The organism is Pseudonocardia autotrophica (assembly GCF_003945385.1).
GTDB lineage: Bacteria > Actinomycetota > Actinomycetes > Mycobacteriales > Pseudonocardiaceae > Pseudonocardia > Pseudonocardia autotrophica.
Genome location: NZ_AP018920.1, coordinates 4,887,798 through 4,912,483, shown reverse-complemented (window position 1 = coordinate 4,912,483; position 24,686 = coordinate 4,887,798). Strand labels below are relative to the sequence as shown.

Here is a 24,686-nt window from a genome sequence, read left to right as displayed (position 1 = left end):
ATCGGTGAGCGTCGGACGTTTACTCAGAGTTGTGTATCCACCGGGATCCGGGTTAACGACGCCCTGTCGTCCCCGATGAACCGGGCAACACCGCCGCGGATTCGCCGGGGCGGCTCGTTCCCCGAATCGGAGTTCCCATGTCCTCGCGTTCGAAGAAGATCGTCGGCGGAATCGTCGGATTCCTCGTCACCTTCGCCGCCGGCGTCGCTGTCGCCGCGATCCTGCTGTCCACCAGTATCTCCGGCCAGGCGTCGGTGACGAATGTGCCCGGCACCGGATCCGGCGGCAACGGCGGTGGGGTGGCGAACAAGGTGTCCGTCGACGTGGACGCGAACGCCGCGAACGGATCGAACCTCGACTGCTCGGACATCACGGTCTCCGAGGACTCGACGACTCTGACCTTCAACCCGAAGCTGTCGAAGCCGGCCGCCAACGGCGGCAACGCCTCCACCCAGCCGATTCAGGGTGGCGAATGCACGATCATGATCAATGTCAAGAACACCGGTGACGTCGCGCTGGCCGTCGGCGCCGCGAACCTGAACCTGCCCGGCGGCTGGATCGTCGGCGCCACCACCGGCCTCGACCGGACGATCCCCTCCGGGGGGAACCAGCGGCTGACCGCCGTGATCACGGCGACCGAGGCGGCCCAGCCCGGATCGGTGACCGGGACGCTCGAGTACCGCGGCTGATCGACCGCGGCTGATCGACAGCACTGCGCCCCACCTCGTCCCGAGGTGGGGCGCTCGCGCATGCGACAGCGCTCATTCCCGGTGCCGGTGCACCGCATTCCGCAGTGGACCGGTGATCCACTGTTCGACCTGGGTCGCCGAACGGAGCCGGACGACGGTGAGAGAAGGCAGCTCGCGGGCGATCGCGGGAACCTGATCGGCGTATTTCCGCCGGGTCGAAACGGCCCAGCGGAGAATGTGCTCGGAATCGGTGAACAGGGTGCGCAGCGGCGGCTCGACATTCCCGTTCCACAGCACGGTGTGGTGCCGCCGCCGGCCCAGGGTCCGCCGCAGGACCCGCGGGAAGGTCGTCGTCCAGAACGGCAGGTCGAGCCACACCAGCAGATCGGCGTGCTGCGCGATCAGCGGCCGCGCCGTGCGGTACTGCCACTCCGTGGTCCAGGCGTCGGCGGCCACGAGCGCGCGGACGTCGTCGAGGAACGACTCCCGTGGCGTCCAGCCGGGGCCGTGGAAGAGCCCGTCGATGTCGGTGTGCGGCCCACCGGTGAGCGTTGCGATCCGGGCGGCGAGGGTGGTCTTCCCCGACCCCGACACCCCGGCGACGGCGATCCGGCGCGGCCGGTGGGGCAGGTGCGCGTCGTACCCGAGCACTCGCCGAGCCTAGCCGTCACCGCTGCGCGCCGAGACGCAGCGGCCCGGGGCGACTGTGCCGCGGTGCACCGCCACACCGGTACCGGTCCTGTGGCCCGCGCAGCGCCCGGGCATCGTTGCGGGCATGGACGGCTTGTCCCGGTACGGACGGTGGCGGGTGCTGCTGGTGCTGTGCGTCACCGAGATCACCAGCTGGGGAGCGCTCTACTACGCCTTCCCGGTACTCGCGCCGTCGATCGCCGCGGACACCGGCTGGTCGGTCCCGGCTGTCACCGCGGCGTTCTCCGCGGGGCTGCTGGTGTCGGCGGCGGTCGGGATCCCGGTCGGGCGGCTGCTGGACCGGCACGGCCCCCGCTGGGTGATGACGGCCGGATCGGTCGTCGCGGTCCCGGCGACGCTGCTGATCGCCACGGCCGGGTCGTATCCGGCGTTCGTCGCCGCCTGGCTGCTCGCCGGCGTCGCCCAGGCCGCGACGCTCTACCCGCCCGCGTTCGCGGCGCTGACCCGCTGGTGGGGCGCCGACCGGGTGCGGGCGCTGACCGGCCTGACCCTGGTCGCCGGGCTGGCCAGCACGGTGTTCGCCCCGCTGGCCGCCGCGCTTCTGGAACCGTTCGGCTGGCGCGGCACCTACCTGGTGCTCGCCGGGATCCTGGCCGTGGTGTGCATCCCGGCGCACCTGTTCGGGCTGCGCGGGCCGTGGCCCGATCCGGTCGCCGATCCCGTCCCGCACGGAAGCACGACCCGCCTCGTCGACGACGACCCGGCCCGGATCCTGCGCAGCAGGCACTTCGTGCTGACCACCGTCACGGTCACGCTCGGCGCCTTCACCTCGTTCGCGGTCGCGGTCAACCAGGTCCCGCTGCTGCTCGACCGCGGCCTGTCCACCGGCCTCGCGGCCTGGGCGCTCGGTCTCGGCGGGATCGGCCAGCTGCTCGGCCGCCTCGGGTACGGCCCGCTGGCCGGACACAGCACGGTCCGCGGCCGTGCATGCGGGATCATGGCCGCGCTCGCGGTGACCACCCTGCTGCTCGCCGCGCTGCCCGGCCCGGCCGGGGCGTTGCTCGCCGCGGCGTTGCTCGCCGGTGCCGCCCGCGGGATGTTCACCCTGCTGCAGGCCACCGCGCTGTCCGACCGCTGGCACCCGCGCGTCTACGGGCGGCTGAACGGGATCGCGTCGGCACCGGTGATGGTCGCCGTCGCGATCTCGCCGTGGGCCGGCGCCGCCCTGGCCGGTCCGCTCGGTGGCTACCCCCAGGTGTTCGTGCTGCTCGGCGTCGCCGCCCTGCTCGCGGCGGGGCTGGCCCTCGGGACCGTCCCGCGCCGCTGACCGGGCCCGCTGACCGGGCCTCCACACTTTGCTCTTGCGCTAAGTGTTTCGTCGACCGCATACTTTTCCATGTGGCTAAGCATGCACCGCTCGACGGCGTGTTCGTCGCGCTCGCCGACCCGACCAGGCGAGCCGTCATCCGCCGCCTCGGCCGGGGCTCGGCGAGCGTGGGGGAGCTCGCCGAGCCGTTCGCGATCACGCTCCCGTCGTTCATGAAGCACGTGCGCATGCTGGAGGTCAGTGGCCTGATCCGCACCCGCAAGTCCGGGCGGGTGCGCACCTGCACGCTCAACCGCGACCGTCTCGCGCTCGTCGATGACTGGCTCACCGAGCAGCGTGAGCTCTGGGAGCGGCGGACCGACCGCCTCGAAGACTTCGTCCGCGATCACAGGAGTACCGATGACAACGGTTGATCCCCGCCTGGACCTCACGATCCAGCGCGTGATCCGCGCTCCACGCTCGGCGATCTGGCAGGCCTGGACCGACCCGGCCCGATTGCGGCAGTGGTGGGTGCCGGCACCGGCGGTCGCGCGCGTCGATCGTCTCGACGCCAGGCCCGGCGGCGCCTTCGTCACGAGTCTGAGCGACGACGGGACCGCATTCGTCCCGCACACGGACTCGATCTTCCTGATCGTCGAACCCTGCGATCGGCTCGTGTTCACCAATGCCGTCGACAGCACCTGGCGTCCCGCCGTACCCGCCCCCGTACCGATGGTCGCCGAGATCACGCTCTCCGACTGCGGCGACGGCACGGACTACCGGGTGATCGTGCGGCACGGTGATCCCCTCGATCGTGATCGTCACGAGGAGCTCGGATTCTTCGAGGGCTGGGGTTCGGTCACCGGCGCACTGGCGTCGCTGGTCGAGGAGCACGCTGCCGGATGAAGATCGTCATCACGCAGTTCGTCACGCTCGACGGCGTCTCCCAGGGGCCGGGATCGGTGGCGGAGGACCCCGGCGGCGGGTTCACCCGCGGTGGCTGGTTCGTCCCCCACCTCGACGAGGACTTCGTGCAACAGGCGTCGCGGTGGCTGGACCTCGCCGACGGGCTCCTCCTCGGGCGCCGCACCTATGCGGCGTTCGCCCGCGACTGGCCCGGGATCGCCGAACCCGATCCCTTCACCGTCCGGATGAACGCGTTGCCCAAGTACGTCGTCAGCGACACGCTCGACCGCGGCGACTGGAACCCGACGACGATCCTGCGTGGCGACATCGCGGAGACGGTGGCGGTCTGAAGGCCGCCCCGGGACGGGAACTGCAGGTGCACGGCAGTGCCCGGCTCGCTGCGTCGCTGCTGGACGCCGGTCTCGTCGACACGCTCCGGCTGGCCGTCGCGCCGGTGATCCTCGGCCGGGGACGACGCCTGCTCGCCGGAAGGTCGGACGTCGGCCTCCGGCTCGTCGAGCAGCGCCGCACGCCGTCGGGGATCGCGGTACTCGAGTACGACGTCACCGGCGCCGCGCCACTCGCCGACTACCAGGGAGCGACCTCGCCCTCCTGAGCTCCCTTGGCTCGTGCGAACGCGGATCGGGCTTCGTCGTCGGTCCGGTCTAGGCTTGGTGATCTCGTGTTGCTCGGCTGACAGTGGGGGGCGACGGCCGTTGTCGTTCGCCGAACGGCTGCAGAGCGTGCTGGTCACCCTCGCGGCGCTGGCCGGGCTCGGGCTGGGCCTGCTGCTCCCGGTCGGTGAGCTCGCCGGGCATCTCGTGCTCCCGGCACTGCTGGTCATGGTCACCGCGGTCTTCGTGCAGATGGACGCGGGCCGGATCGGGGAGGTACGCCGCGCCGGGGCCGTGGTCACGGCGAGCATGCTGCTCAACTTCGTGTTCACCCCGCTGCTGGCGTGGGCGCTCGGCGCCGGGCTGCTCGGTGACCAGCCGGACCTGCGGATCGGCCTGCTGCTGCTCCTGGTGACACCGTGCACCGACTGGTACCTGATCTTCACCGCGACCGCACGCGGGCACACCGGCATCGCCGCGGCACTGCTCCCGGTCAATCTGGTGCTGCAACTCGCCCTGCTGCCGGTGTACGTACTGCTGCTCGGTGGGCAGGCGGCGATGGTCGACGCCGGCACCCTCGCCGAGTCGGTGCTGCTGGTGCTCGTCGTCCCGCTGCTGCTGGCGACCGGCCTGCGGGTGTTCGCCCGGCGCCGCCGGGGCGCCGCCTGGCGGGACCGGGTCGTCGTCGGGCCTGCGTCCCGGCTGGTGCTGCCGATGCTGTATGTCGCGGTGCTGGCGATGTTCGCCTGGCAGGCACGCACCGTCGTCGGGCACGCCGGTGAGCTGCTCGCACTGCTCGCCCCGCTGGCGGTGTTCTTCGTGCTCCTTCCGCTGCTCGCGACCGGTACCGCCCGGGTGCTGCGACTGCCCGCGGACCAGCGGGTGACGCTGACGATGGTCGTCACCGCGCGGAACTCGCCGATCGCGCTGGCGGTGGCGGTCGCCGCGTTCCCGGACCGCCCGCTGATCGCGCTCGCACTGGTCGCCGGGCCGCTGCTGGAGCTGCCGGTGCTGGCGCTGGTCGCCCAGCTGGTCCGGGTGCGCCCGGCGGCGGCCGGGCGCTGATTCCGGACGACGTGCGTCGCGGACTGTGCCACGCTCGGCCGTGGGCGGGGCGCACGCCGGCGGCCCGCTGCGGAACCGGGGGGAACCGACGATGACAGACACCACCGAACCGCTCGTGCTCGACCAGGAGTTCTTCGACGACCCGGACCAGCTCTACCGCGAGCTGCGCGCCGAGCGGCCGGTCACCCGGGCGATCGGCCCGAACGGCGTGGCCTTCTGGATGATCACCCGTTACGCCGACGCCCGCGCCGCGCTCAACGACCCGCGGCTGGCGAAGGACGCCCGCAGGATCCCCGAGCTGCTGGCCCGTCAGGAGTCCGGGCCACCGGCCAGAGAGCTGGCCGAGTCGCTGGTCGGGCACATGCTCAACGCCGACCCGCCTGACCACACCCGGCTGCGCAAGCTGGTCGGGCGGGCGTTCACGATGCGGGCGATCGGCAGGTTGCGACCCCGCATCGAGCAGATCGCCACCGAGCTCGCCGACGCGATGACGGCCTCCGGGCCCGAGGTCGACCTGCTCGACACGTTCGCGTTCCCGCTGCCCATGACGGTGATCTGCGAGATCCTCGGCGTCCCGCCGGACCGCCGCGAGGAGTTCCGCACCTGGTCGAACACCCTTCTCTCCGCCGCCGGGGACTCCGAACGAGGCGCGGCCGCCGCCGCGATGGCGACCTACCTCTCCGAGCTCGTCGAGGACAAGGCCGCCCATCCCGCGGACGACATGCTCTCGGAGATCGTCCGCGCCTCCGAGGACGGCGACTCGCTGAGCCCCGGCGAGACGACGGCGATGGCGTTCCTGCTGCTCGTCGCCGGGCACGAGACGACCGTGAACCTGATCGGCAACGGAGCGCTCGCGCTGCTGCGCGACCCGGAGCAGCTGGCCCTGCTGCGCGCCGACCCGGACCGGGTGCCCGCCGCCGTCGAGGAGATCCTGCGCTACGACGGGCCGGTCAACCTGGCGACCTTCCGGTTCACCACCGAGCCGGTCGAGTACTCCGGCACGACGATCCCGGCCGACGCGTTCGTGCTCGTCTCGCTGCTCGGGGCGAACCGCGACCCGCAGCGCTGGCCGGACGCGGACCGGTTCGACGTCGAGCGCGACCCGTCCGGCCACCTGGCCTTCGGCTTCGGCATCCACCACTGCGTCGGCGCCCCGCTCGCCCGGCTGGAGGGGGAGATCGCCTTCCGCACCCTGCTGGCCCGGTTCCCGGATCTGCGGCTCGCCGGCGAACCCGGCCCGCACCGGATGAGCACGCTGATCCACGGCCGCACCCGGTTGCCGGTCAGATTGGATGCGCCGGCCGGGGCCGCAACGGGACCGGCGGCCACGGGAGCATCCGCAACGGGACCGGCGGCCAGGTGAGCGGGCCGGCGCCGGGGCGGGCGCGGCAGGAACGGATCTACACCGACGGTGTCGTCGGCACCCGGCCGCGCGTCCCCACCGGACCTGACGAGCTGGAACGCCGCGGGCGGCGGGCGATGGGCAGGCGCGCCGACGCCTACGTGACCGGCGGGGCCGGTGGCGGGACGACGGTGCGGGCGAACCGGGAGGCGTTCACCCGCTGGGAGTTCGTGCCGCGGGTGCTGCGCGACGTCGGGGACCGGGACCTGTCGGCCGAGCTGTTCGGCCGCACGCTGCCGGCTCCGCTGCTGCTCGCCCCGATCGGCGCACTCGATCTCGTCCGGCGCGGCGCCGATCGTGCGGTGGCCCGGGGGGCCGCGGCCGCCGGTATCCCGATGGTGATCAGCAACCAGGCCGGGGCGCCGACCGAGGAGATCGTCGCTGCCGGCGGCGGCCCGACCTGGTTCCAGCTCTACTGGTCGACCTCCGACGAGCTCGTCGACAGCTTCCTCGGCCGCGCGGAGGCGGCCGGCTGCGAGGCCGTCGTCGTCACCCTGGACACCACGATGCTCGGCTGGCGGCCCCGCGATCTCGACCTGGGGCACCTGCCGTTCGCCCGCGGGATCGGCATCGCGCAGTACACCTCGGACCCGGTCTTCCGCGGGCTGGTACAGGAGCGGTTGGCCCGGCCGCGGTCCGGGCCGGCGCCGAAGGTCACCCCGCAGGCCCTGCGGACGCTCGTCGAGATCACCCGCAACGCGCCCGGCCCGTTCTGGGGGAACCTGCGCTCACCGGTGCCGCGGGCAGCGGTCGAGACGTTCCTGCAGGTCTACTCGCGGCCCCGGCTGTCCTGGGACGACCTGGCCGGGCTGCGTGCGCGCACCAGGCTGCCGATCCTGGTCAAGGGCGTCCTGCATCCCGACGACGCCCGCCGCGCGCTGGACTCCGGTGCCGACGGCGTGATCGTCTCCAACCACGGCGGACGCCAGGTCGACCACGCGATCGCCTCGCTGGACGCGCTGCCCGGTGTCGTCGACGCGATCTCCGGACGTGCGCCGGTGCTGCTCGACAGCGGCGTACGCACGGGTGCGGACGTCGCGACGGCGCTGCGGCTCGGCGCCCGCGCCGTGCTGCTCGGGCGGCCGTTCGTGCACGGCCTGGCGCTCGAGGGAGCCTGCGGTGTCGAGCAGGTGATCGCGAACGTGATTGCCGAGCTGGACCTGGTGTGCGGGCTGGCCGGGGCGACGACACCGGCCGGGATCGAGATCCGGGAGCGCGGCAGGTGACACCGGATCGGCGTGCCGTCGCCAAGGTGTCAACTTTTCGTACACTCCGGCGGGAGTGACGGGGGTCATCCTGGGGCTCCGGACAGCGCGGTCGGGATCACGGCCGCACCCGAGAGCTCCTCAGGAGGACCCCGTGACCCGAATCCGCTTCGGCTCGTTCCTGGCACCGTTCCACAAGCCCGGTCAGAACCCCACGCTCGCCCTGCAGCGGGATCTCGAGCTGGTGGAGCACCTGGACCGCCTCGGCTACGACGAGGCCTGGTTCGGCGAGCACCACTCGGCGGGCTCGGAGATCATCGCCTCGCCGGAGATCTTCATCGCGGCCGCCGCCGAGCGGACCCGCAACATCAAGCTCGGCACCGGTGTCACATCGATCTCCTACCACAACCCGCTGTGGGTGGCGGACCGCATGGTGATGCTCGACCACCTCACCCGCGGCCGCGCGATGCTCGGCTGCGGGCCGGGCTCGCTGCCGACCGACTCGGCGATGATCGGGCTGAACCCGACCGACACCCGTGAGCTGCTCGAGGTGAACCTCGACATCATCATGCGGCTGCTGCGCGGCGAGGTCGTGAACGCCGAGACCCGCACGCACAAGCTGATCGACGCACAGCTGCAGCTGGCCCCCTACACCCAGCCGTGCTTCGACGTGGCGGTCGCCGCGGTGGCCTCGCCGACCGGCCCGCGGATGGCCGGGCAGCACGGCGTGGGCCTGCTCTCGATCGGTGCGACGCTCACCCAGGACGGGTTCGACGCGCTCGCCCATCACTGGAGCGTCGTGGAGGAGCGGGCCGCCCACTTCGGGCAGCCGGCCCCGGACCGCGAGAAGTGGCGCCTGGTCGGGCTGATGCACATCGCCGAGACCCGCGAGCAGGCCTACCGCGAGGTCGAGTACGGCATCGAGCACTGGTTCCGGTACTTCCAGAAGGTCGCCGCGTTCCCGCAGATGGCGGTCGCGGGCGGGGACATCAAGGAGATGATCGACTTCATCAACGAGGCCGGGATCGGTGCGATCGGCACGGTCGAGGACGCGAAGGCGCAGGTGCAGAAGCTCGCCGACCAGTCGGGCGGGTTCGGTGCGTTCCTGTTGCTGGGCCACGAGTGGGCGAACCCGGAGGCCACGAAGCGGTCCTACGAGCTGATCGCGCAGCACGTGATGCCGGAGTTCCAGGGCCAGGCCGCGAGCACCCTCGCGGCGAAGGACCGGGCCACCTCGACCCGGGAGAAGCACGCGCAGACCCAGCTCGACGCCGTCGACATCATGACCAAGCGCTACGAGCAGGAGAAGGCCGGGAGCTGATCCCGTTCCCGCCGGGGCCGGGCCCTCCGCCGAGGGGCCCGGCCCTGGCGTCCCGGCGGCGTACGGGCGAGGATCACCGGTGAAGGGAGGGGTCGATGACGACCAGGAGCGTCTGGGAGCTGTTCCAGTCCGGCGAGGAGCCGGGCGACCTGCGCGGTGACGTCCTCACCTCGTGGCGCCGTTCCCGGTTCAGCGGTGTCGATCCCGAGTACGTCGACGTCCCCTACGTCGAGACCGACATCGACTCGTCGTTCGCCCGGGTCGCCGTCCCGATCATGACCGAGATGGCCGGGCTGCTGGTCGGCGACCGGTCCTGCCTGGCGCTCTCCGACGAGCACGGCAGCGTGATCTGGCGCTGGGTGTCCGAGCCGATGCTGCGCGGCACCCTCGACAACCTGTCGGTGATCGAGGGCTTCTGCTTCGGCGAGGAGTACGTCGGCACCAACGGCCTCGGCACCGCGCTGGAGACCGGCGCGCTCGCCGTCGTGCACGGCACGGAGCACTACGTGCAGCGCTTCCACGACGTCACCTGCGTCGCCGCGCCGGTCCGGCACCCGATCACCCGGCGCACCGTCGGTGCCGTCAACGTGACCTGCCGCGCCGGCGACGCGAACCATCTGCTCGTCGTGGTCGTGCGCAAGCTGGTGGAGGAGATCCGGACCGCCATGCTCGACCAGGCGAGCATCCGCGAACGGCACCTGCTCGACGCCTTCCTGGCCGAGCAGCGGCGGGGGAGCGGGCCGGTCGCGGTGATCGGCGAGGGTGTCCTGATCACCAACTCGGAGGCCGCCGACATCGGCCTCGACCGGCTCGACATCTGGGACGAGCTCCGCTCGCCGCGCTCCGTCGTGGACGGGACCTCGATCGACCTGCCCGCCGATCTGACCGCCCGGGTACGGCTGGTGCGGGCCGGCGGCACCACGGCGGGCGCGCTGCTGACCGTGTCCGCGCAGGAGCCGGCGGCCGCGGTCCCCGGCCCGCGCCGCCGCCCGGCCCCGGAGGCCGATCCGTGGTCGGCGGCCGCCGACCGCGCCGCCCGGCTGATCGACTCCGGGCCGGTCGCGGTCCGCGGCGAGGCCGGGACGGGGAAGGCGACCGCGCTGGGCACCGTCCTCGGGCCGCACACCACGGTGGACGCCGCGATGCAGGCCGTCGACGGCCCTGGGCCGTGGATCGGGCGCCTGCGGGCCGCGCTGGACGAGGGTGCCGTGCTTCTGCGGCACGTCGAGATGCTCGATCCGGCCACGGCCCGCGCGGCCGCCGCCGTGCTCGCCGGCCGGTCGCCGATCGGGCTGACCGTCACCGTCGGCGACGGCGAGGTACCCGGGCCGTCCGCGGCGATGCTGCTCGACGCGCTCGGCGCCGGCACCGTGTCGTTGCCGTCGCTGCGCAGCCGCCCCGACGACGTCGCCGCGCTCGCCAGGACGCAGCTGCGCCGGCACGGCGAGGGCCTGTCGTTCGCGCCGGACGCACTCGCCGCGCTGCGCCGTCACGACTGGCCCGGCAATCTGGCCGAGCTCGCCAGGGTGGTCCGGGACGCCGTCGCCGAGGATCCCGGGCCGGTGCTGCCCGCCACCGCGCTGCCCGACGGGATCCGCGCCGCGGCCGCCCGCCGGGCGCTGTCCCCGCTCGAGCGTGCCGAGGCACAGGTCATCCGTACCGTGCTGGGCACGCACGGTGGGAACAAGTCCACCGCCGCCCGCGAGCTGGGGATCTCCCGGACCGCGCTCTATGCCAAGATCCGCAGCTACCGCCTCTGAGGAGACCCGTGTTCGTAGCAGTCACCGAGTCCGACGTCCGGCTGGCCGAGCCGGAGGTGTTCACCGCCTTCCACGTGGTCCGTCCGGCCGACATGACGCCGGAGGGGCTCGCCGCTGCGCTGGCCGGGCACGACGTCGGGCAGCTCGACGGCGAGGACGTCCTGGTGCGGGTCGACGCGGTCCGCAGGCTCGCCGCGGGCCGGGTCGGCGACGACTGGGAGGACGGCTTCGCCGGGATGCTCGCCTACGCCGACCGGAAGGGCTGGCTCACCGACGACGGCGCGGCAGTGCGCGCCCACGTCGAGATCGGCTGAGCACGCCCGGGGGGCGGTCGCAAAGATCAGGACCGAGCGGACGCCGCCCGGCGACGCGCCCGAGATTTTGATGCTGTTGTGCAGTCCCCCTCGGGCGTGTTGACGGCTAGGGTCCATCTCGTAGGTACCGGCAAGACGCGAGGAGATATCCGGATGCCACAGGGAACCGTCAAGTGGTTCAACGCGGAGAAGGGGTACGGGTTCATCACGCCGGACGGAGGCGGGCAGGACCTGTTCGTCCACTTCAGCGCGATCCAGTCCTCCGGATACCGCTCCCTCGACGAGGGGCAGGCCGTGACCTTCGAGGTCACACAGGGGCAGAAGGGTCCGCAGGCGGATCAGGTCGTGCCCACCTGAGCGGGAGAATCTCTCACCGACGGGAACGCCCGGGGTGCGTCGAGCACCCCGGGCGTTCCCGTGTCGGTAGGTCGGTCAGCCGGCGGGCCGGGCCTCCAGCCCGGCGATGACCAGCTCGACCCGGCGCAGTGTCCAGCTGCGGGGCGGATTGTCGACCTGGTCGCGGAACACCGCGCGGATCCGCGGGTCGAGTTGCCGCGTTGAATCGATGATCTGGTCGCGGCGGCGGGCATCGCCCACCCCCTGGCCGTTCGCGCTGAGCCAGGGGTGCATGCCCATCTCGAACGCCGTGCTGGTGGCCAGCACGGCATCCTCGGCACTGAAGCCCGCGGCGAGCAGCCGGTCGGTGAGCCGCTGCATCGCCGCCATCAAGGCATCCGGCGTCTCCGGCAGCCGGACCATCGCCGGTGCGAGCCCGGGATGCGCTGCCATGATGTCGAAGGTCGCCGCCGCGAAGGCGAGTAGCTGCTCCTGCCAGCGGCCCTCGGCGTCGGGAAAGGCGTCCTCGGTCACGACGTCGTCCACCAGGGCTGCCACCAGCGACTCCAGGCTGGGGAAATGCCGGTAGAACGTCGAGTACTTGACGCCGACCCGGGCGGTCACCGCGCCGACCGTGAGGTCGGAGAAGCCGAGCTCTCGGGCCGCTGCGAGCAGCGTTGCCCGGTCGGTCAACGGGGGACGTCCGGTGCGCCGCGCCGGTCTGCTCTCGGTCTCGGTCACGCTCGGCATGCTACTGCTCGTTCCTGCTCCGGTGGGAGGGTAGTCGCCGTCTATCTGACGACTATCTGTGACCTGCGCCATCGATGGTTCCTTGAGCGGTCGCTCATTCCGCCGGACGGAGGGGTGGCGGTCCCGAAGAGCGTCCTTCCGGTCACTCAGCGTCATCGTGTCGCAGTGCCCGCGACGATCCGCCCGATGGTGTGGAGTCCGGGTGTCCCCGGATCCCAGTAGGCGCTGTGCGCGGACATCCATTCCGACTCGTCGGTCGGTGTCGCGGGGTCGTCGAACCGGTCGCGACCCAGCGGTCCCGGCGCCGAGTCGAACACGGTGCCGCCGAATCCGGCACCGGCCGGATTCGCCCCGTGCACCAGGCCGGTCGGTGCCTGCCCACGCGAGGTGCTGAACACCTCGGTGCCCGGAGCGTGCTGGATCGGGTCGTTGCGTGCGGTCGTCGCCCAGACCCGGTCGGTAGGCACCCCGAGCTCGGACGCGTGCGGCACCCCGACGCCGGGGCTGCCGACGAACACCACGTCGTCGGCGGCGATACCGGGCCCCGCCGCCCGGCCGAGCACCAGCGAACCGTACGAGTGCCCGACCGCGGTCAGGTGCACCGGTCCGTCGTGACCGGTGCGCAGCCCGTCCTGGAAGCGGCGCAGGTCCGCGGCGGCGCGGTCCGCCTCCCGGCCGTCGGTGGCGCCCGCGAGGTCGGCGGGGGCGTCGTAGCCGGTCCACAGCACCGCGGCCACCTCGCCGTCGCCCGCCGCGTCGCGGGCGGCGTCGCGGGTCGCGTCCACCCGGCGCAGGTCCTCCTTCGCGGAGGTCCAGCCGGTACCCGTCCCCGGGACGTGCGTGACGACGTGTGCGGCCCGCTCCGGATCGCCGACGGCCAGCGCCACCCGCCCGTTCCCGGAGCCGCGGTCGAGCCCCATGAGCGTCGCGTCGCCCGCGTCGAGCCTGCGGGACACCGCGTCCAGTCCGGCGAGGCCGGCCTCCGCGCGCTCGGCGCCGTCGTCGTCGCCGGCCATCCGCAGCCGGTCGGCGTGTGCCCGCAGCCTGCTGCGCTCGGCGTCCAGCCGGATCCGGTTGGCCCGGTCGCGGGCCGCCGCGGGGATCCCGTCGGTGCCCCCGACGAGATCCGGCCGGGTGCGGGTCAGCCGGTCGCGCTCGCCCTCCGGCAGGCCGGCCCACCAGGTACGGGCGGCGGCCGCGCCGGCCGGCGCCACCGCCGGGACCCCGCCGGGCGCCGCCGGGCGCAGTGCGTGCAGCGCTGCGGTGGTCGCGGCGTCCGAGCGGGCGGCCTCGGCGAGCGCCGACCGTACGGCGTTGCCGAACCGCAGGTTCTCCACCGCGAGCAGGCGGACGACCGCGGGTCCGCCGACCGCGAACACGGTGGCGATGCCCCGTGTCACGGCCGGGACCGAGACGGTGCCGGAGGCCAGATCGACGTCGAGCAGCGGATGCACCGCGAGCGCGGCCTGCACGATCCGGCGCTGTGCCGCGAGCACCTCCCCGGCGTGCCGGCCCAGCACCTCCCCGGCGCGGGTCGCGACCGCGCCGTCGGTCGTCAGCCGGGCGCGCAGCGCGTCCTGCTGCTCGCGCGCACGATCGGCGTCGGCGCCGGTCCAGCGCCCGGGCAGCGCCGCGTGCCCGGTGCGGTCGAGATCGTCGGCGCGGGCCGCGAGATCGCGCGACAGCGCGTCCCAGGCACCGGCTCGGCGCAGCCAGGCTCCCGGATCGGCGGCGAGCAGCTCGCTCAGTGACGGCACCGGATCAGCCGGCGAACGACGCGGCGGCGGTCGCGTCGGCCTCGAGCCAGCTCGCGGCGGCGGCGCGCACCGCACCCGCGGTGTGCCGGGCCCGCTCTGCGTGCCCGCGGACGGCGTCGATCAGGTCCGCCTCCAGGTCGGCGGCCGCTGTGCCCGAACCGAATCCGGGCTCCGGCGGCAGCGCGGGCACCGATGCGGCTGCGGAGCCCAGTGCGTCGGCGAGCAGGGTCAGCCGCTCCGCCGAGCTGACGAGCAGGTCCGGCTCGACCTGCACCGTTCCGGTCGTCGCGGACGTGTTCCTCGGTGCCACCGGTCGGCCTCCCGGGTGCGGCGCGGGCGTTCGGTACGTCCCGCTGGGGTTCCGCAGTCTGCGCCGGACGGCGCTGTCCGCGCGGCGGAACGCCGGAACCGGATCACGGCCGCGATCGCCGCACCGGTACCCGGCCGCGCTCTCGATCAAGGTTCCGCGACGTGAGACCATCTTCGCCGTCCGAGTCGGGGTGAGAGGAGCGACGTGGTCGGCTTCCAGCGGGTGATGACGGTGTCCACCCCTGCCGGTGCCGTGCTCGGCTACCTGGCCGATCTCGGGCACAGCGAGGACTGGAACCCCGGGACGAAGTCGTGCACCCGGTCCGACGCCGGGGGGCCGATCTGCGTCGGCTCCACCTGGCACGCGGTCGCGGTCTACAACGGCCGGGAGACCGAGCTGGCCTACACCCTGATCGGGCGCAGCGACTCGCGGCTGGAGTTCGTCGGGGAGAACAGCACGGTCACCGCCACCGTGGACGTCGTCGCGGAGCCCGTCGAGCCCGCCCAGGACGGCGGCAGCGTCGTGACCTACCGGGCGGACCTGCGCTTGAAGGGGCTGCTCAAGCTGGCCGCGCCGTTTCTGCGCCGTGAGTTCGAGCGGCTCGGGGACGAGATCGAACGCAATCTCCCGCCGGCGCTCGAGAAGCTCTAGGCGGGTGGCTCCCAGAAGCCCATCCGGCGGCTGATCTCGCGCCCGGCCGCGACCACGTCCGGGGTGATCAACTCGATCCGTTCGACCGAGAGCCGGTAGGACGGCCCGGACACCGACAGCGCCGCGACGACGCTCCCGCTGTGGTCGCGCACCGGTGCGGCGACCGCGTTCAGCCCGGTCTCCAGCTCCTCCATCGACCATGCGTACCCGGCGGCGGCGACCTCGGCGAGCTCCTCGGACAGCGCAGCGCGATCGGCCGGCCGGACCTCATCGGGCAGCGCCGTGGGATCGTCGATCACGGCGGCGGCGAGCAGAACCTTGCCGCTGGACGTGTTGTGCATCGGGGTGATCCGGCCCAGCCAGTTGTAGGTCGTGACCATCGACGGCCCGCGGGCCTGGTCGACGTTCACGGCGAAGCCGCGGTCCGGGATCGCGATGTTCACGGTCTCGCCGAGCCGGGCGGCGAGCTCGTCGCACACCGGGCGGCCCTGGGTGGTGACCTCCAGGCGCTCGGCTACCCGGCCGGCGAGCGGGATCAGGCCGAAACCGAGCCGGTACTTGCCCCGGTCCCCGATCTGCTCGACCAGGCCGTGCTCCTCCAGCGCCCCGAGCAGCCGGAACGCCGTGGACTTGTGCACCTCGAGCGCAGCGGCGAGTTCGCTGACCCCGGCCTCGCCGAGCCCGGCGATGAGCTCCAGCACGGTGATCGCGCGATCGACGGACTGCACCCCGGACTCGCGACTACGCACCGGGTTGCCCATGGCGCAACCCTAACCGGGCAGTCGGCGGGACGCCCGCCCGGACATCGCGGAATGGCGTCACCCTCACCCACCCGGTGCGGATCGTCATACCGTTCCGACCACGGCTTGCGTTCGTTCATCCGCAGGTGAACGCTGCCCCGGTGCCGAGTCTCTACATTGACGGAACCTGGACCGGCGGCTCCGCCGGGACCGCTCCGGTGATCAACCCGTACGACGCCTCCACCGTGGCCGAGGTCGACCAGGCCGGGCCGGACGACGTCGACCGTGCCGTCGCCGCCGCCCGCCGTGCGTTCGACACCGGGCCGTGGCGTGCCACGTCCACCGCCGAGCGCGGCGAGATCCTCTCCACGATCGCGGACCTGCTGGTCCGGGACCGGGAGGAGATCGCCCGGACCGAGACGCTGGACACCGGAAAGACCATCGCCGAGGGCAGGCAGGACGTCGACGACGTCACCGCCGTCTTCCGTTACTACGCCGGACTCGCCGACAAGGACGCCGGACGGATCGTGGACACCGGCAGCAGCACCGTGGTGTCCCGGATCGTGCACGAGCCGATCGGCGTCTGCGCGCTGATCACGCCGTGGAACTACCCGCTGCTGCAGCTGTCCTGGAAGGTCGCCCCGGCGATCGCCGCCGGGAACACGATGGTGATCAAGCCCAGCGAGGTGACCCCGCTGACGTCGGTCAAGCTGGTCGAGCTGTGCGCGGAGGCCGGGATCCCGCCCGGCGTGGTCAACATCGTGCTCGGCGACGGCCCGTCGGTGGGCGCCCCGCTGACCGAGCACGACGACGTCGACATGGTGTCGTTCACCGGCGGGCTGAACACCGGGCGGGCGATCATCCGGGCCTCGGCGGAGACGGTGAAGCGCACCGCCGTCGAGCTCGGCGGGAAGAACCCGAACATCGTCTTCGCCGACACCGACTTCGAGCTGGCCGTGGACTACGCGATGCTCGCGGTGTTCCTGCACTCCGGGCAGGTCTGCTCGGCCGGTGCGCGGCTGATCATCGAGGACTCGATCGCGGATGCCGTGGTCGACGAGATCGTCCGCCGGGCGCAGCTGATCCGGCTCGGCAACGGATTGGCCGACGGTGTCGAGGTCGGCCCGCTGGTGTCCGCCGCGCACCTGGCCAAGATCGAGGACTTCGTCGCGGCGGCCCGTTCGGAGGGGGCGACGATCCGCTGCGGCGGCGCCCGGCCGGACGACCCGGAGCTGAAGGACGGCTACTTCTACCTGCCGACCGTGATCACCGACCTGGCTCCCGGCTCGCGGCTGATCGGGGAGGAGACCTTCGGCCCGCTGCTCACGGTCGAGCGGTTCAGCACCGAGGCCGAGGCGATCCGGCTCGGCAACGACACCGAGTACGGCCTCGCGGGCGCGGTGTTCACCCAGGACATGGGGCGCGCCAACCGGGTCGCGAACGCGCTGCGTCACGGCACCGTGTGGATCAACGACTTCCACCCGTACTTCCCGGGGGCGGAGTGGGGCGGCATGGGCCGTTCCGGCAACGGCCGTGAGCTCGGTCCGACCGGGCTGGCCGAGTACCAGGAGATCAAGCACATCTGGCACAACACCGCGCCCGAGCCGCAGCGCTGGTTCGCCGGGAGCACCGAGGGAGGCCGGGCATGAGCGACCGGTTCGACTACGTCGTCGTGGGTGGCGGCTCGGCCGGATGCGCGCTCGCCGCGCGGCTGTCCGAGGACCCGTCGACCCGGGTGCTGCTGCTGGAGGCCGGCCCGTCGGACGTCGGCGACCAGGCCATCCTGCGGCTCGCCGACTGGATGAACCTGCTCGACTCCGGCTACGACTGGGACTACCCGGTCGAGCCGCAGGAGCGCGGCAACTCGCACATGCGGCACGCCAGGGCGAAGGTGCTCGGCGGCTGCTCGTCGCACAACTCGTGCATCGCGTTCTGGACCCCGCGCGAGGACCTCGACGAGTGGGCCGCGTCCGGGCTGACCGGCTGGTCGGCCGACGAGTGCTGGCCGCTGATCGCCCGCCTGGAGACCAACGACGGGGAGTGGGACGGGCACGGCCGCTCCGGCCCGGTCAATCTCATGCAGATCCCGCCGCACGACCCGTGCGGCAATGCCGTGCTGGAGGCCGCGGCCGCGGTCGGGATGCCGACCGTGCGGTTCAACGAGGGCACGACGGTCACCGACGGCGCCGGGTACTTCCAGATCAACTCCTTCCCGGACGGGACGCGGGCGTCGTCGTCGGCGTCCTACCTGCACCCGATCCTGGACTCACGGCCGAACCTGGAGGTCCGGACCGACTGCTGGGCCTCGCAGGTGCTCTTCGAGGGCAACCGGGCGACCGGCGTCGAGTACCAGCGCGGGATCGGCCCGGGCCGCGAGACGGTGCACGCCGACCGCGAGGTGATCCTCTCGGCGGGCGCGATCGACACCCCGAAGCTGCTCATGCTCTCGGGCATCGGGCCGGCCGGGCACCTGCGCGAGTTCGGCATCGACGTGCGGGTGGACGCACCCGGCGTCGGGTCCAACCTGGACGACCACGTGGAGGGCCTGGTCTTCTGGGACGCGGCACGCCCGATGGTGACCGAATCGACCCAGTGGTGGGAGATCGGCCTGTTCCACCGCACCGACCCGGGGCTGGACCGGCCGGACCTGATGATGCACTACGGCTCGGTGCCGTTCGACATGAACACGCTGCGCTGGGGCTACCCGACCACCGACAACGGGTTCTGCCTGACCCCGAACGTCACCCGCGGCCGGTCGCGGGGCACGGTGCGGCTGCGCACCCGCGACTTCCGGGACCGGGCCCGCGTCGATCCGCGGTACTTCACCGATCCCGAGGGCCACGACATGCGGGTGATGACCGAGGGGATCCGGCTGGCCCGGCGGATCGCCGAGCAGCCCGCACTGAAGGAGTGGATCGCCGCGGAGCTGGCACCCGGCCCGGACGCCGTCACCGACGACGAGCTGGCCGACTACATCTCCAAGACCCACAACACCGTCTACCACCCGGCGTGCACTGCGAAGATGGGCACCGACGACGACCCGGCGGCCGTCCTCGATCACCGGCTGCGGGTGCGCGGCGTGACCAACCTGCGGGTCGCGGACGCCTCGGCGATGCCGTTCCTGCCGGCGATCAACCCGAACATCACCACCATGATGATCGGCGAGAAGTGCGCCGACCTGCTCCGGTCCTGAGCCGGGCCCGCGCCGGGGCCCCGCCGGGCCTCAGGTGCGGGCCGGTAGGCCCAGCGCGCCGGGCAGCTCCCGCGCCGCCTCCACCAGGCTGGGGCCGTACCAGGTCAGAAGTCGCCCGCTGACCAGGGCGGACGGTGCGCCGAACGCCTCCGGGCCGTCGTCGGCGGTGAACAGGTACGGCTCGTCGGGCAGCACCACCAGATCGTGCGGGGGCAGCTCGGCCGGATCGATGCGCGGGTAGCGCTCGGCGGAGCCGGCGAGCACGTTGTCGAACCCGAGCCGGTCCAGCACAGCGCCGGTGAAGGTGTCCGAACCGACCGCCATCCAGGGCTTCCGCCAGATCGGGACGACCACCCGGCGCCGTGGCGAGGACGGCCGGATCGCGCCCCACAGCTGGTGTGCCTCGCGCAGCCACCCCGGCTCGTCGAGCCGGCAGGCGGTGAGCAGCCGGCCCAGCGAGGTGAGCCCGCCGTCGACGTCGCGGATGTCGGTGACGTACACGGCCAGGCCGGCGGCGCGCAGCGCGGCCAGGTCCGGCGGCCGGTTCTCCTCCTGGTTGGCCAGCACGAGATCCGGGGCGAGCGCGACGATCCGCTCGACGTCCGGGTTCTTGGTGCCGCGGACCCGCTCGGCGGCCAGGTCGGACGGGTGGGTGCACCAGTCGGTCGCGCCGACCACCAGGCCGGGGGCGGTGGCCTCGACCGCCTCGGTCAGCGATGGCACCAGCGACACCACCCGTCGTACCTCGCCGGGAACGGGCACCGCGGTGCCCTCGTCGTCGATCACCGGGGTCATCGTCCGACGGTAGCCCGAGGATCCGGGCCGAGCAGCCGCGGACCGTGCTCGGCGACGAAGTCGCACAGGTCGCGGACGGGCACGGTCCGGCGGCCACCGGCGGCATGCACCATCCCGAGCGTGCGGACGGTGCGCGGCGTGCGGACCGGCAGCTGGACGACGCCGGGGACGTCCGGCCCGAGCGGCAGCAGCGCCACCCCCAGACCGGCGCCGACCAGGCCGCGCAGGGTCGCCGTCTCGCCGCCCTCGAACGCCACCCGCGGCCGGAACCCGGCCTGCTCGCACCAGGCGCGGACGATGCCGTGCAGCCCGTACCCGCGGGCGAACTGGAGGAACGGCTCGCCGGCCACCTCAGCGAGATCGGCGACCGGCTCGTCCGCCAGCCGGTGGCCGGACGGCACCGTGAGCCGCAGTTCCTCCTCGGCGAGCGCGTTCGCGACCAGGCCCGGTTCGTCGGGCATCGGCGAGGTCAGGGCCAGGTCGACGGTGCCGTCGCGGACCCGGTCGAGCAGTGCCGCGTGCTGGGTCTGGACGAGGTCGATCCGGATCCGCGGGTGTGCGTCGCGGAAGCCGCGCAGGATCCGGGGCACCACCTCGGGGCCGAGCGTGCCGAGGAAGCCGAGGGTGACCAGGCCGGTCGCCGGGTCCGCGTCGCCTGCCAGCTCGGCGGTGGCCGCCGCGAGCTCGGCCAGCGCCGCCTCCGCCCTGGTCTGCAGGGTGCGGCCGGCCGGGGTCAGCCGCAGGCCGCGGCCGACCCGCCGGAACAGCGCGATGCCCAGATCGTCCTCCAGGCGGGCGATCGAGCGGGACAGCGTCGGCTGCGGCACGCCGATCCGCTCGGCCGCGCGGGTCAGGTTCCCGTCCTGCGCGACGGCGACGAAGCGGTGCAGCGCCGGTGCCAGCAACTCATGCATATCTGCATGGTAAATGTCCAGCACATGCATTGGACGCATCGCAGCGGTCCGGCCTACGGTCGTGTGCGATGACAACGACCGAACGTCCCGCCGCGCTCGCCGCCCCGCCGCACGAGCGCGGTTCGCCGGGCTACCGGCGGCTCGGCGCCGCGCTGTGGCTGTCCGGGATGGCGACGTTCGTGCTGGTCTACAGCGTGCAGGGGCTGCTGCCGGCGTTGTCCGCCGAGTTCGGTGTCAGCTCGTCGAGGGCCAGCCTGGTGCTCTCGGCGACGACCGGCGCGCTGGCGCTCGCCGTGCTCCCGCTCTCGGCCGTCACCGAGGCGTGGGGCCGGGCCCGGGTGATGACGTGGGCGCTCGCGGTTTCGGCCGTGCTCGCGCTGCTGGCCCCGCTGGCGCCGACCTTCGAGACCCTCGTCGCGGTCCGGGCGCTCCAGGGGGTGGCACTCGCGGCGCTGCCCGCGCTGTCCATGGCGCACCTGACCCACGAGGTCTCCGGGCGGCATCTCGGCGGCGCGGTCGGCCTGCTGATCGCGGGCAACACGCTCGGCGGGCTGTCCGGCCGGCTCGTCGCGGCCTGGGTGGCCGAGTTCGGCGGCTGGCGGGCCGGGCTCGCCGCCGTCGGCGCGCTGTCGGTGCTGGCGACCGTCGCGTTCCGGCTGCTGCTGCCGCCGGCGACCGCACCCACCCCGTCCCGGACCCGGTTGCGCGACCTCGGCGGGCCGTTGCGCCGGCACCTCACCGATCCGGGACTGCTGTGCCTGTTCGGGATGGCGTTCCTGCTGATGGGCGCGTTCGTGACGGTCTACAACTACCTCGGGTTCCGGCTGCTCGCGGCGCCGTTCTCGCTGCCCGGCACGCTGGTGGGCCTGGTGTTCCTCGGCTACCTGGCGGGCAGCTGGGCGTCCACCCGGGCCGGTCGGCTGGGGGACCGGTTCGGCCGTCGTCCGGTGTTGTGGTCGGCCACCCTGCTCGCGCTGGCCGGGGTGTGGGTGACGGTGCCGGACGTCCTGGGCTCGGTGCTCGCCGGACTGGTGATGATCACGGTCGGCTTCTTCGGTGCGCACTCGGTGGCCAGCAGCTGGGTCGGCCGCCGCTCCCGGCTGCTCCCCGGTGCCGTGCCCGCACAGGCGTCGTCGCTGTACCTGGTCGGCTACTACGCGGGCTCCAGCGTCGGCGGCGCGGCCGGTGGGATCGCCTTCGACCACGGCGGCTGGTCCGCGCTGGCGGGTTACGTCAGTGTGCTGCTGCTGGCGGCACTCGCGCTGGCGCTGGTACTGCGCCGGGTCGGTGCCCCGGCAGGCCAGGGCTGAACCGGGAACGCGGCGGACCCTTCGTTCGTGGATCATCGGGGTACACGACGAGGGGGGGCGACGATGGGGGACCCGACAGCCGCGTGGACGTCGATGGGGCAGGCCGAGGTGGCGCGCTTCGGCGGCCGGGTGCCGCGCCCGCTGGACGGCGGCCGGGAGCTGCCGCTGGCCTGGGCGCGCTCCGGTCCCGGCGAGCGGACGCCGGTGCTGGCGATCCCGGGCGGCCCGGGGCTGGCCTCGGTGCTGCCCTACCGGGGACTGCGCCGGGCCGCGGTGCGCCGCGGCCTGGATCTGATCATGGTGGAGCATCGTGGTGTCGGGTTGTCCCGGCACGACTCGACCGGGGCGGACCTGACCGTCGACGACGTCACCAGCACCGCGGCGGCCGACGACCTGGCGGCGGTGCTGGATGCGGCGGGGGTGCCGCGGGCGATCGTCTACGGCACCTCGTACGGCAGCTACCTGGCCCAGGTGTTCGCGATCCGGCACCCGGACCGGATCGCGGCGATGGTGCTCGACTCGCCGGGCCTGGACGCCGGTGACATCGCCGAGGTCCGGGCGCACCTGCGCGCGCTGTTCTGGGACGGGCACCATCCGGCGACGGCCCGGTGCGCGGCGCTGGTCCGGGAACTCGCCGCCGCGGGGGAGGACCCGCTGGACCTGTCCGGTGTGGTCCAGCACGTGTACGAGTTCGCGGGCACCGCGCCGCTGGAGCGGCTGCTCGAGGCGCGCCTGCGCGGCCGGGGCCGACGCAGCTGGGCCCGGATCGCCGGGCTCGGCCGGGCGGAGGTCGAGTCGCCGACCGGGCAGCCGATGGTGTTCGAGCCCGACCTGGTCCGGCCGATCGGGCAGAGCGAGCTCGGCTTCGACGCCCCGCCGGACGGGCATGTGCTCGATCCGCAGCGGCTGTTCGCGCGAGCCCCGGCGGCGGAGCCGCGCACCCCGCCCTACGACGTCGCGGCCGAGCTGGACCACTTCGGTTGGCCGGTCGCGGTGGTGTCCGGCGACCGGGATCTGCGCACGCCACGACCGGTCGCCGAGCGGGTCACCGAGCTGCTGCCCGACGCCGTGCTGGTCCCGATCGCGGCACACGGCCACAGCGCGCTGGACACCCACCGGCTCGCGGCGCTGAATGTCGCGCACGTGATGGAGGCCGGCGCGCACCGTGCGTTGCCGAAGCTGGCGGGCCGGCTCGCCGCGCTCCCGAAGCGCGGGCCGTCCGCCCTGCTGGGCCCGCTGATGCGGGCCGGCATCGCACTCGACACGCTGGGCAGCTGAGCCGGCGGTGATCCCGGGTTCCGGAGCACGCGGGACCGGACCGGGGATCGCTCAGTCCGAGCGGTACGCCATCAGGTCCCCGGGCTGACAGTCGAGCTCCTCGCAGAGAGCTGCCAGGGTGGAGAACCGGATCGCGCGAGCATGCCCGTTCTTCAATACGGACAGGTTCGCGTGCGTGATCCCGACCCGGCGCGCCAACTCGGTCACCGTCATGCCTCGCTCGGCGAGCAGTGCATCGAGACCGACCCTGATGGTGCCCGTCGTGCGTGGTGGCACGGCTACACCGTCCCGTCGAGGTCCCGGCGCATCCCGACCCCTTCGATGATGATCGAGCGGAACACCAGGATCCCGGCCCCGGAGGCGATCGCCGCCCACGTGAGCGCATCACCGAAGGCGCTGGAGAACTCGTCGCCGAACGTGGACCCGGCCAGCACGGTGCTTCTCAGCTGCGCCGTGCACAGGGCCTGAGCGGCCGCGCTCACCGGCTGCGCCACCAGGGCCCAGCCCAGCCGGCCCAGGCGCGTCGGCATCGCCTCGCTGAAGGGGCCGTCACTGCGAGCCAGGTCCAGAGCGCGCACCGCCAGAACGGCGATCAACATCGGATAGCCGACGGTGAACACGGCGTCGAGCTCGACGGCCACCGCTCCCAGGAACGCCTGGCTGCGCCCGACGACCAGCAGCGTCCCCTCCACCATGTTCGCATCCGGGGCCAACGGCAGCCGATCGTCGCCGAGCTCGAACACGAACGACGGCCACCCCACGAACACGCCGCCGATCAGCACCGACACGAGCTTGTACGCAGGCACCATCAGTCCGAGCACGACGAACCAGATGAAGACCTTGGCGAGCAGCCGGACGACGTCGAGGACTCGCGAGTGGACGGTCACGACGCGGTCCCGGTCATATCGATTAACAACATATCGATGAACGATACATGCGGTGGCCGGGCCGCGCCGGGCCGGCGCGGCCGATTTGACCCGCGGTGGTCCGCACTGCCACCATTCCACTAAGAGCTTAGTGGTTTGGGGTGGTCGTGGAGTTCCGGATAGAGCGCCGATCAGGCGTGCCGACATACCTGCAACTCGTCACGCAGGTGCGGCAGGCGCTGCGCGTGGGTGCGCTCGCACCCGGCGACCGACTGCCGACGGCGAAAGCGGTCGTCGAGGCCATTGCGATCAATCCGAACACCGTGCACAAGGCCTACCGGGAACTCGAGCGCGAGGGACTGGTGGAGGCCCGGCCGGGGAAGGGCACGTTCGTGCTCCACACGCTGGGCCGGCCCGACTCGGTGGCCGACCGGGCGCTGCGTACGCGCCTGGAGGACTGGATGAACGAGGCCGTCGCGGCCGGGATGACGGTCGAGGACGTGCAGGCGTTGTTCGCCGACGTCGTCGAGCGGTGGTACGAGGGGGAGTGAAC

General features: G+C 73.1%; 28 protein-coding genes. 19 read left to right on the top strand and 9 right to left on the bottom strand.

Going from position 1 to position 24,686, the window contains the following annotated elements; translation table 11 throughout:
- Positions 1 to 137: 137 nt before the first annotated feature.
- Positions 138 to 689, top strand: coding sequence for a hypothetical protein (locus Pdca_RS22850; RefSeq protein WP_085915547.1), 552 nt, complete (start codon positions 138 to 140; stop codon positions 687 to 689).
- 72 nt (positions 690 to 761) lie between these two features.
- Here Pdca_RS22850 and Pdca_RS22845 read toward each other — a convergent pair whose 3' ends face one another.
- Positions 762 to 1,340, bottom strand: a complete 579-nt coding sequence (locus Pdca_RS22845; RefSeq protein ID WP_197719803.1) for a P-loop NTPase family protein — start codon at positions 1,338 to 1,340, stop codon at positions 762 to 764.
- Between the two features lie 124 nt (positions 1,341 to 1,464).
- Here Pdca_RS22845 and Pdca_RS22840 point away from each other — a divergent pair, with 124 nt between their 5' ends.
- The 12 genes from Pdca_RS22840 (at position 1,465) to Pdca_RS22790 (ending at position 11,590) form a co-directional block, all read left to right on the top strand.
- The gene (locus tag Pdca_RS22840; protein WP_085915548.1) at positions 1,465 to 2,667 is read left to right on the top strand and encodes an MFS transporter; all 1,203 of its coding nucleotides are present in this window, start codon (positions 1,465 to 1,467) and stop codon (positions 2,665 to 2,667) included.
- 98 nt (positions 2,668 to 2,765) lie between these two features.
- Entirely contained in the window at positions 2,766 to 3,080 is a 315-nt protein-coding gene (locus Pdca_RS22835) for an ArsR/SmtB family transcription factor (protein ID WP_373865527.1), read from the top strand.
- 28 nt (positions 3,081 to 3,108) lie between these two features.
- On the top strand, positions 3,109 to 3,552 hold the full coding sequence (locus tag Pdca_RS22830; RefSeq protein ID WP_373865528.1) for an SRPBCC domain-containing protein: 444 nt from the start codon (positions 3,109 to 3,111) through the stop codon (positions 3,550 to 3,552).
- Positions 3,549 to 3,902, top strand: coding sequence for a dihydrofolate reductase family protein (locus tag Pdca_RS37820; protein ID WP_307724070.1), 354 nt, complete (start codon positions 3,549 to 3,551; stop codon positions 3,900 to 3,902). Before Pdca_RS22830 ends, Pdca_RS37820 begins: the two co-directional genes overlap by 4 nt.
- A gap of 26 nt (positions 3,903 to 3,928) precedes the next feature.
- Positions 3,929 to 4,168 carry a dihydrofolate reductase family protein gene (locus Pdca_RS37815; RefSeq protein WP_307724071.1) on the top strand — a complete coding sequence of 80 codons (240 nt, stop codon included), beginning with the start codon at positions 3,929 to 3,931 and terminating at the stop codon, positions 4,166 to 4,168.
- Positions 4,169 to 4,268: 100 nt separating this feature from the next.
- Positions 4,269 to 5,231 (top strand): arsenic resistance protein, encoded by a 963-nt coding sequence (locus Pdca_RS22820; protein ID WP_085915551.1) that lies wholly within the window; start codon positions 4,269 to 4,271, stop codon positions 5,229 to 5,231.
- Positions 5,232 to 5,322: 91 nt separating this feature from the next.
- Positions 5,323 to 6,594 (top strand): cytochrome P450 family protein, encoded by a 1,272-nt coding sequence (locus tag Pdca_RS22815; RefSeq protein WP_085915601.1) that lies wholly within the window; start codon positions 5,323 to 5,325, stop codon positions 6,592 to 6,594.
- Positions 6,591 to 7,859 (top strand): alpha-hydroxy-acid oxidizing protein, encoded by a 1,269-nt coding sequence (locus Pdca_RS22810; RefSeq protein ID WP_085915552.1) that lies wholly within the window; start codon positions 6,591 to 6,593, stop codon positions 7,857 to 7,859. Before Pdca_RS22815 ends, Pdca_RS22810 begins: the two co-directional genes overlap by 4 nt.
- Before the next feature lie 133 nt (positions 7,860 to 7,992).
- Positions 7,993 to 9,159 carry an LLM class flavin-dependent oxidoreductase gene (locus Pdca_RS22805; protein WP_085915553.1) on the top strand — a complete coding sequence of 389 codons (1,167 nt, stop codon included), beginning with the start codon at positions 7,993 to 7,995 and terminating at the stop codon, positions 9,157 to 9,159.
- A gap of 95 nt (positions 9,160 to 9,254) precedes the next feature.
- Positions 9,255 to 10,919, top strand: coding sequence for a sigma-54-dependent Fis family transcriptional regulator (locus Pdca_RS22800; RefSeq protein WP_085915554.1), 1,665 nt, complete (start codon positions 9,255 to 9,257; stop codon positions 10,917 to 10,919).
- An 8-nt stretch (positions 10,920 to 10,927) separates the two neighbouring features.
- Positions 10,928 to 11,233 carry a hypothetical protein gene (locus Pdca_RS22795; protein WP_085915555.1) on the top strand — a complete coding sequence of 102 codons (306 nt, stop codon included), beginning with the start codon at positions 10,928 to 10,930 and terminating at the stop codon, positions 11,231 to 11,233.
- 153 nt (positions 11,234 to 11,386) lie between these two features.
- Positions 11,387 to 11,590, top strand: a complete 204-nt coding sequence (locus Pdca_RS22790; protein ID WP_085915556.1) for a cold-shock protein — start codon at positions 11,387 to 11,389, stop codon at positions 11,588 to 11,590.
- A gap of 75 nt (positions 11,591 to 11,665) precedes the next feature.
- Here Pdca_RS22790 and Pdca_RS22785 read toward each other — a convergent pair whose 3' ends face one another.
- The 3 genes from Pdca_RS22785 to Pdca_RS22775 form a co-directional block, all read right to left on the bottom strand.
- Positions 11,666 to 12,310: a TetR/AcrR family transcriptional regulator gene (locus tag Pdca_RS22785; RefSeq protein WP_158092288.1), complete on the bottom strand. Its 645-nt coding sequence runs from the start codon at positions 12,308 to 12,310 to the stop codon at positions 11,666 to 11,668.
- A gap of 161 nt (positions 12,311 to 12,471) precedes the next feature.
- Positions 12,472 to 14,076 (bottom strand): alpha/beta hydrolase, encoded by a 1,605-nt coding sequence (locus tag Pdca_RS22780; protein WP_085915558.1) that lies wholly within the window; start codon positions 14,074 to 14,076, stop codon positions 12,472 to 12,474.
- A 4-nt stretch (positions 14,077 to 14,080) separates the two neighbouring features.
- Complete coding sequence (locus Pdca_RS22775; protein WP_125911525.1) at positions 14,081 to 14,386, bottom strand: hypothetical protein; 306 nt, start codon at positions 14,384 to 14,386, stop codon at positions 14,081 to 14,083.
- Between the two features lie 204 nt (positions 14,387 to 14,590).
- Here Pdca_RS22775 and Pdca_RS22770 point away from each other — a divergent pair, with 204 nt between their 5' ends.
- Positions 14,591 to 15,037, top strand: a complete 447-nt coding sequence (locus tag Pdca_RS22770; protein ID WP_085915560.1) for an SRPBCC family protein — start codon at positions 14,591 to 14,593, stop codon at positions 15,035 to 15,037.
- Here the strand turns inward: Pdca_RS22770 and Pdca_RS22765 are convergent.
- Positions 15,034 to 15,798 (bottom strand): IclR family transcriptional regulator, encoded by a 765-nt coding sequence (locus Pdca_RS22765; RefSeq protein WP_174824357.1) that lies wholly within the window; start codon positions 15,796 to 15,798, stop codon positions 15,034 to 15,036. The genes Pdca_RS22770 and Pdca_RS22765 overlap by 4 nt on opposite strands.
- A 140-nt stretch (positions 15,799 to 15,938) precedes the next feature.
- On the opposite strand from Pdca_RS22765, the gene Pdca_RS22760 reads away from it, so the two are divergent.
- Together Pdca_RS22760 and Pdca_RS22755 are read left to right on the top strand one after the other, a co-directional pair.
- Positions 15,939 to 17,426 (top strand): aldehyde dehydrogenase family protein, encoded by a 1,488-nt coding sequence (locus tag Pdca_RS22760; protein ID WP_174824358.1) that lies wholly within the window; start codon positions 15,939 to 15,941, stop codon positions 17,424 to 17,426.
- Positions 17,423 to 18,970 (top strand): GMC family oxidoreductase, encoded by a 1,548-nt coding sequence (locus Pdca_RS22755; RefSeq protein ID WP_085915561.1) that lies wholly within the window; start codon positions 17,423 to 17,425, stop codon positions 18,968 to 18,970. Before Pdca_RS22760 ends, Pdca_RS22755 begins: the two co-directional genes overlap by 4 nt.
- Before the next feature lie 30 nt (positions 18,971 to 19,000).
- On the opposite strand, the gene Pdca_RS22750 is transcribed toward Pdca_RS22755, so the two are convergent.
- Together Pdca_RS22750 and Pdca_RS22745 are read right to left on the bottom strand one after the other, a co-directional pair.
- Positions 19,001 to 19,765: a helical backbone metal receptor gene (locus Pdca_RS22750; protein WP_085915562.1), complete on the bottom strand. Its 765-nt coding sequence runs from the start codon at positions 19,763 to 19,765 to the stop codon at positions 19,001 to 19,003.
- Positions 19,762 to 20,679 (bottom strand): LysR family transcriptional regulator, encoded by a 918-nt coding sequence (locus Pdca_RS22745; RefSeq protein ID WP_197719802.1) that lies wholly within the window; start codon positions 20,677 to 20,679, stop codon positions 19,762 to 19,764. The genes Pdca_RS22750 and Pdca_RS22745 overlap by 4 nt, the downstream gene beginning before the upstream one ends.
- 68 nt (positions 20,680 to 20,747) lie before the next feature.
- Between Pdca_RS22745 and Pdca_RS22740 the strand changes: the two genes are divergently transcribed.
- Positions 20,748 to 21,989: an MFS transporter gene (locus Pdca_RS22740; protein ID WP_085915564.1), complete on the top strand. Its 1,242-nt coding sequence runs from the start codon at positions 20,748 to 20,750 to the stop codon at positions 21,987 to 21,989.
- 63 nt (positions 21,990 to 22,052) lie between these two features.
- Positions 22,053 to 23,267 (top strand): alpha/beta fold hydrolase, encoded by a 1,215-nt coding sequence (locus Pdca_RS22735; RefSeq protein WP_232021128.1) that lies wholly within the window; start codon positions 22,053 to 22,055, stop codon positions 23,265 to 23,267.
- Between the two features lie 51 nt (positions 23,268 to 23,318).
- Here Pdca_RS22735 and Pdca_RS22730 read toward each other — a convergent pair whose 3' ends face one another.
- Positions 23,319 to 23,543, bottom strand: coding sequence for a helix-turn-helix domain-containing protein (locus Pdca_RS22730; protein WP_085915566.1), 225 nt, complete (start codon positions 23,541 to 23,543; stop codon positions 23,319 to 23,321).
- A 2-nt stretch (positions 23,544 to 23,545) separates the two neighbouring features.
- The gene (locus Pdca_RS22725; RefSeq protein ID WP_158092289.1) at positions 23,546 to 24,154 is read right to left on the bottom strand and encodes a DUF2975 domain-containing protein; all 609 of its coding nucleotides are present in this window, start codon (positions 24,152 to 24,154) and stop codon (positions 23,546 to 23,548) included.
- Between the two features lie 140 nt (positions 24,155 to 24,294).
- On the opposite strand from Pdca_RS22725, the gene Pdca_RS22720 reads away from it, so the two are divergent.
- On the top strand, positions 24,295 to 24,684 hold the full coding sequence (locus tag Pdca_RS22720; protein ID WP_085915568.1) for a GntR family transcriptional regulator: 390 nt from the start codon (positions 24,295 to 24,297) through the stop codon (positions 24,682 to 24,684).
- Positions 24,685 to 24,686 lie beyond the last annotated feature (2 nt).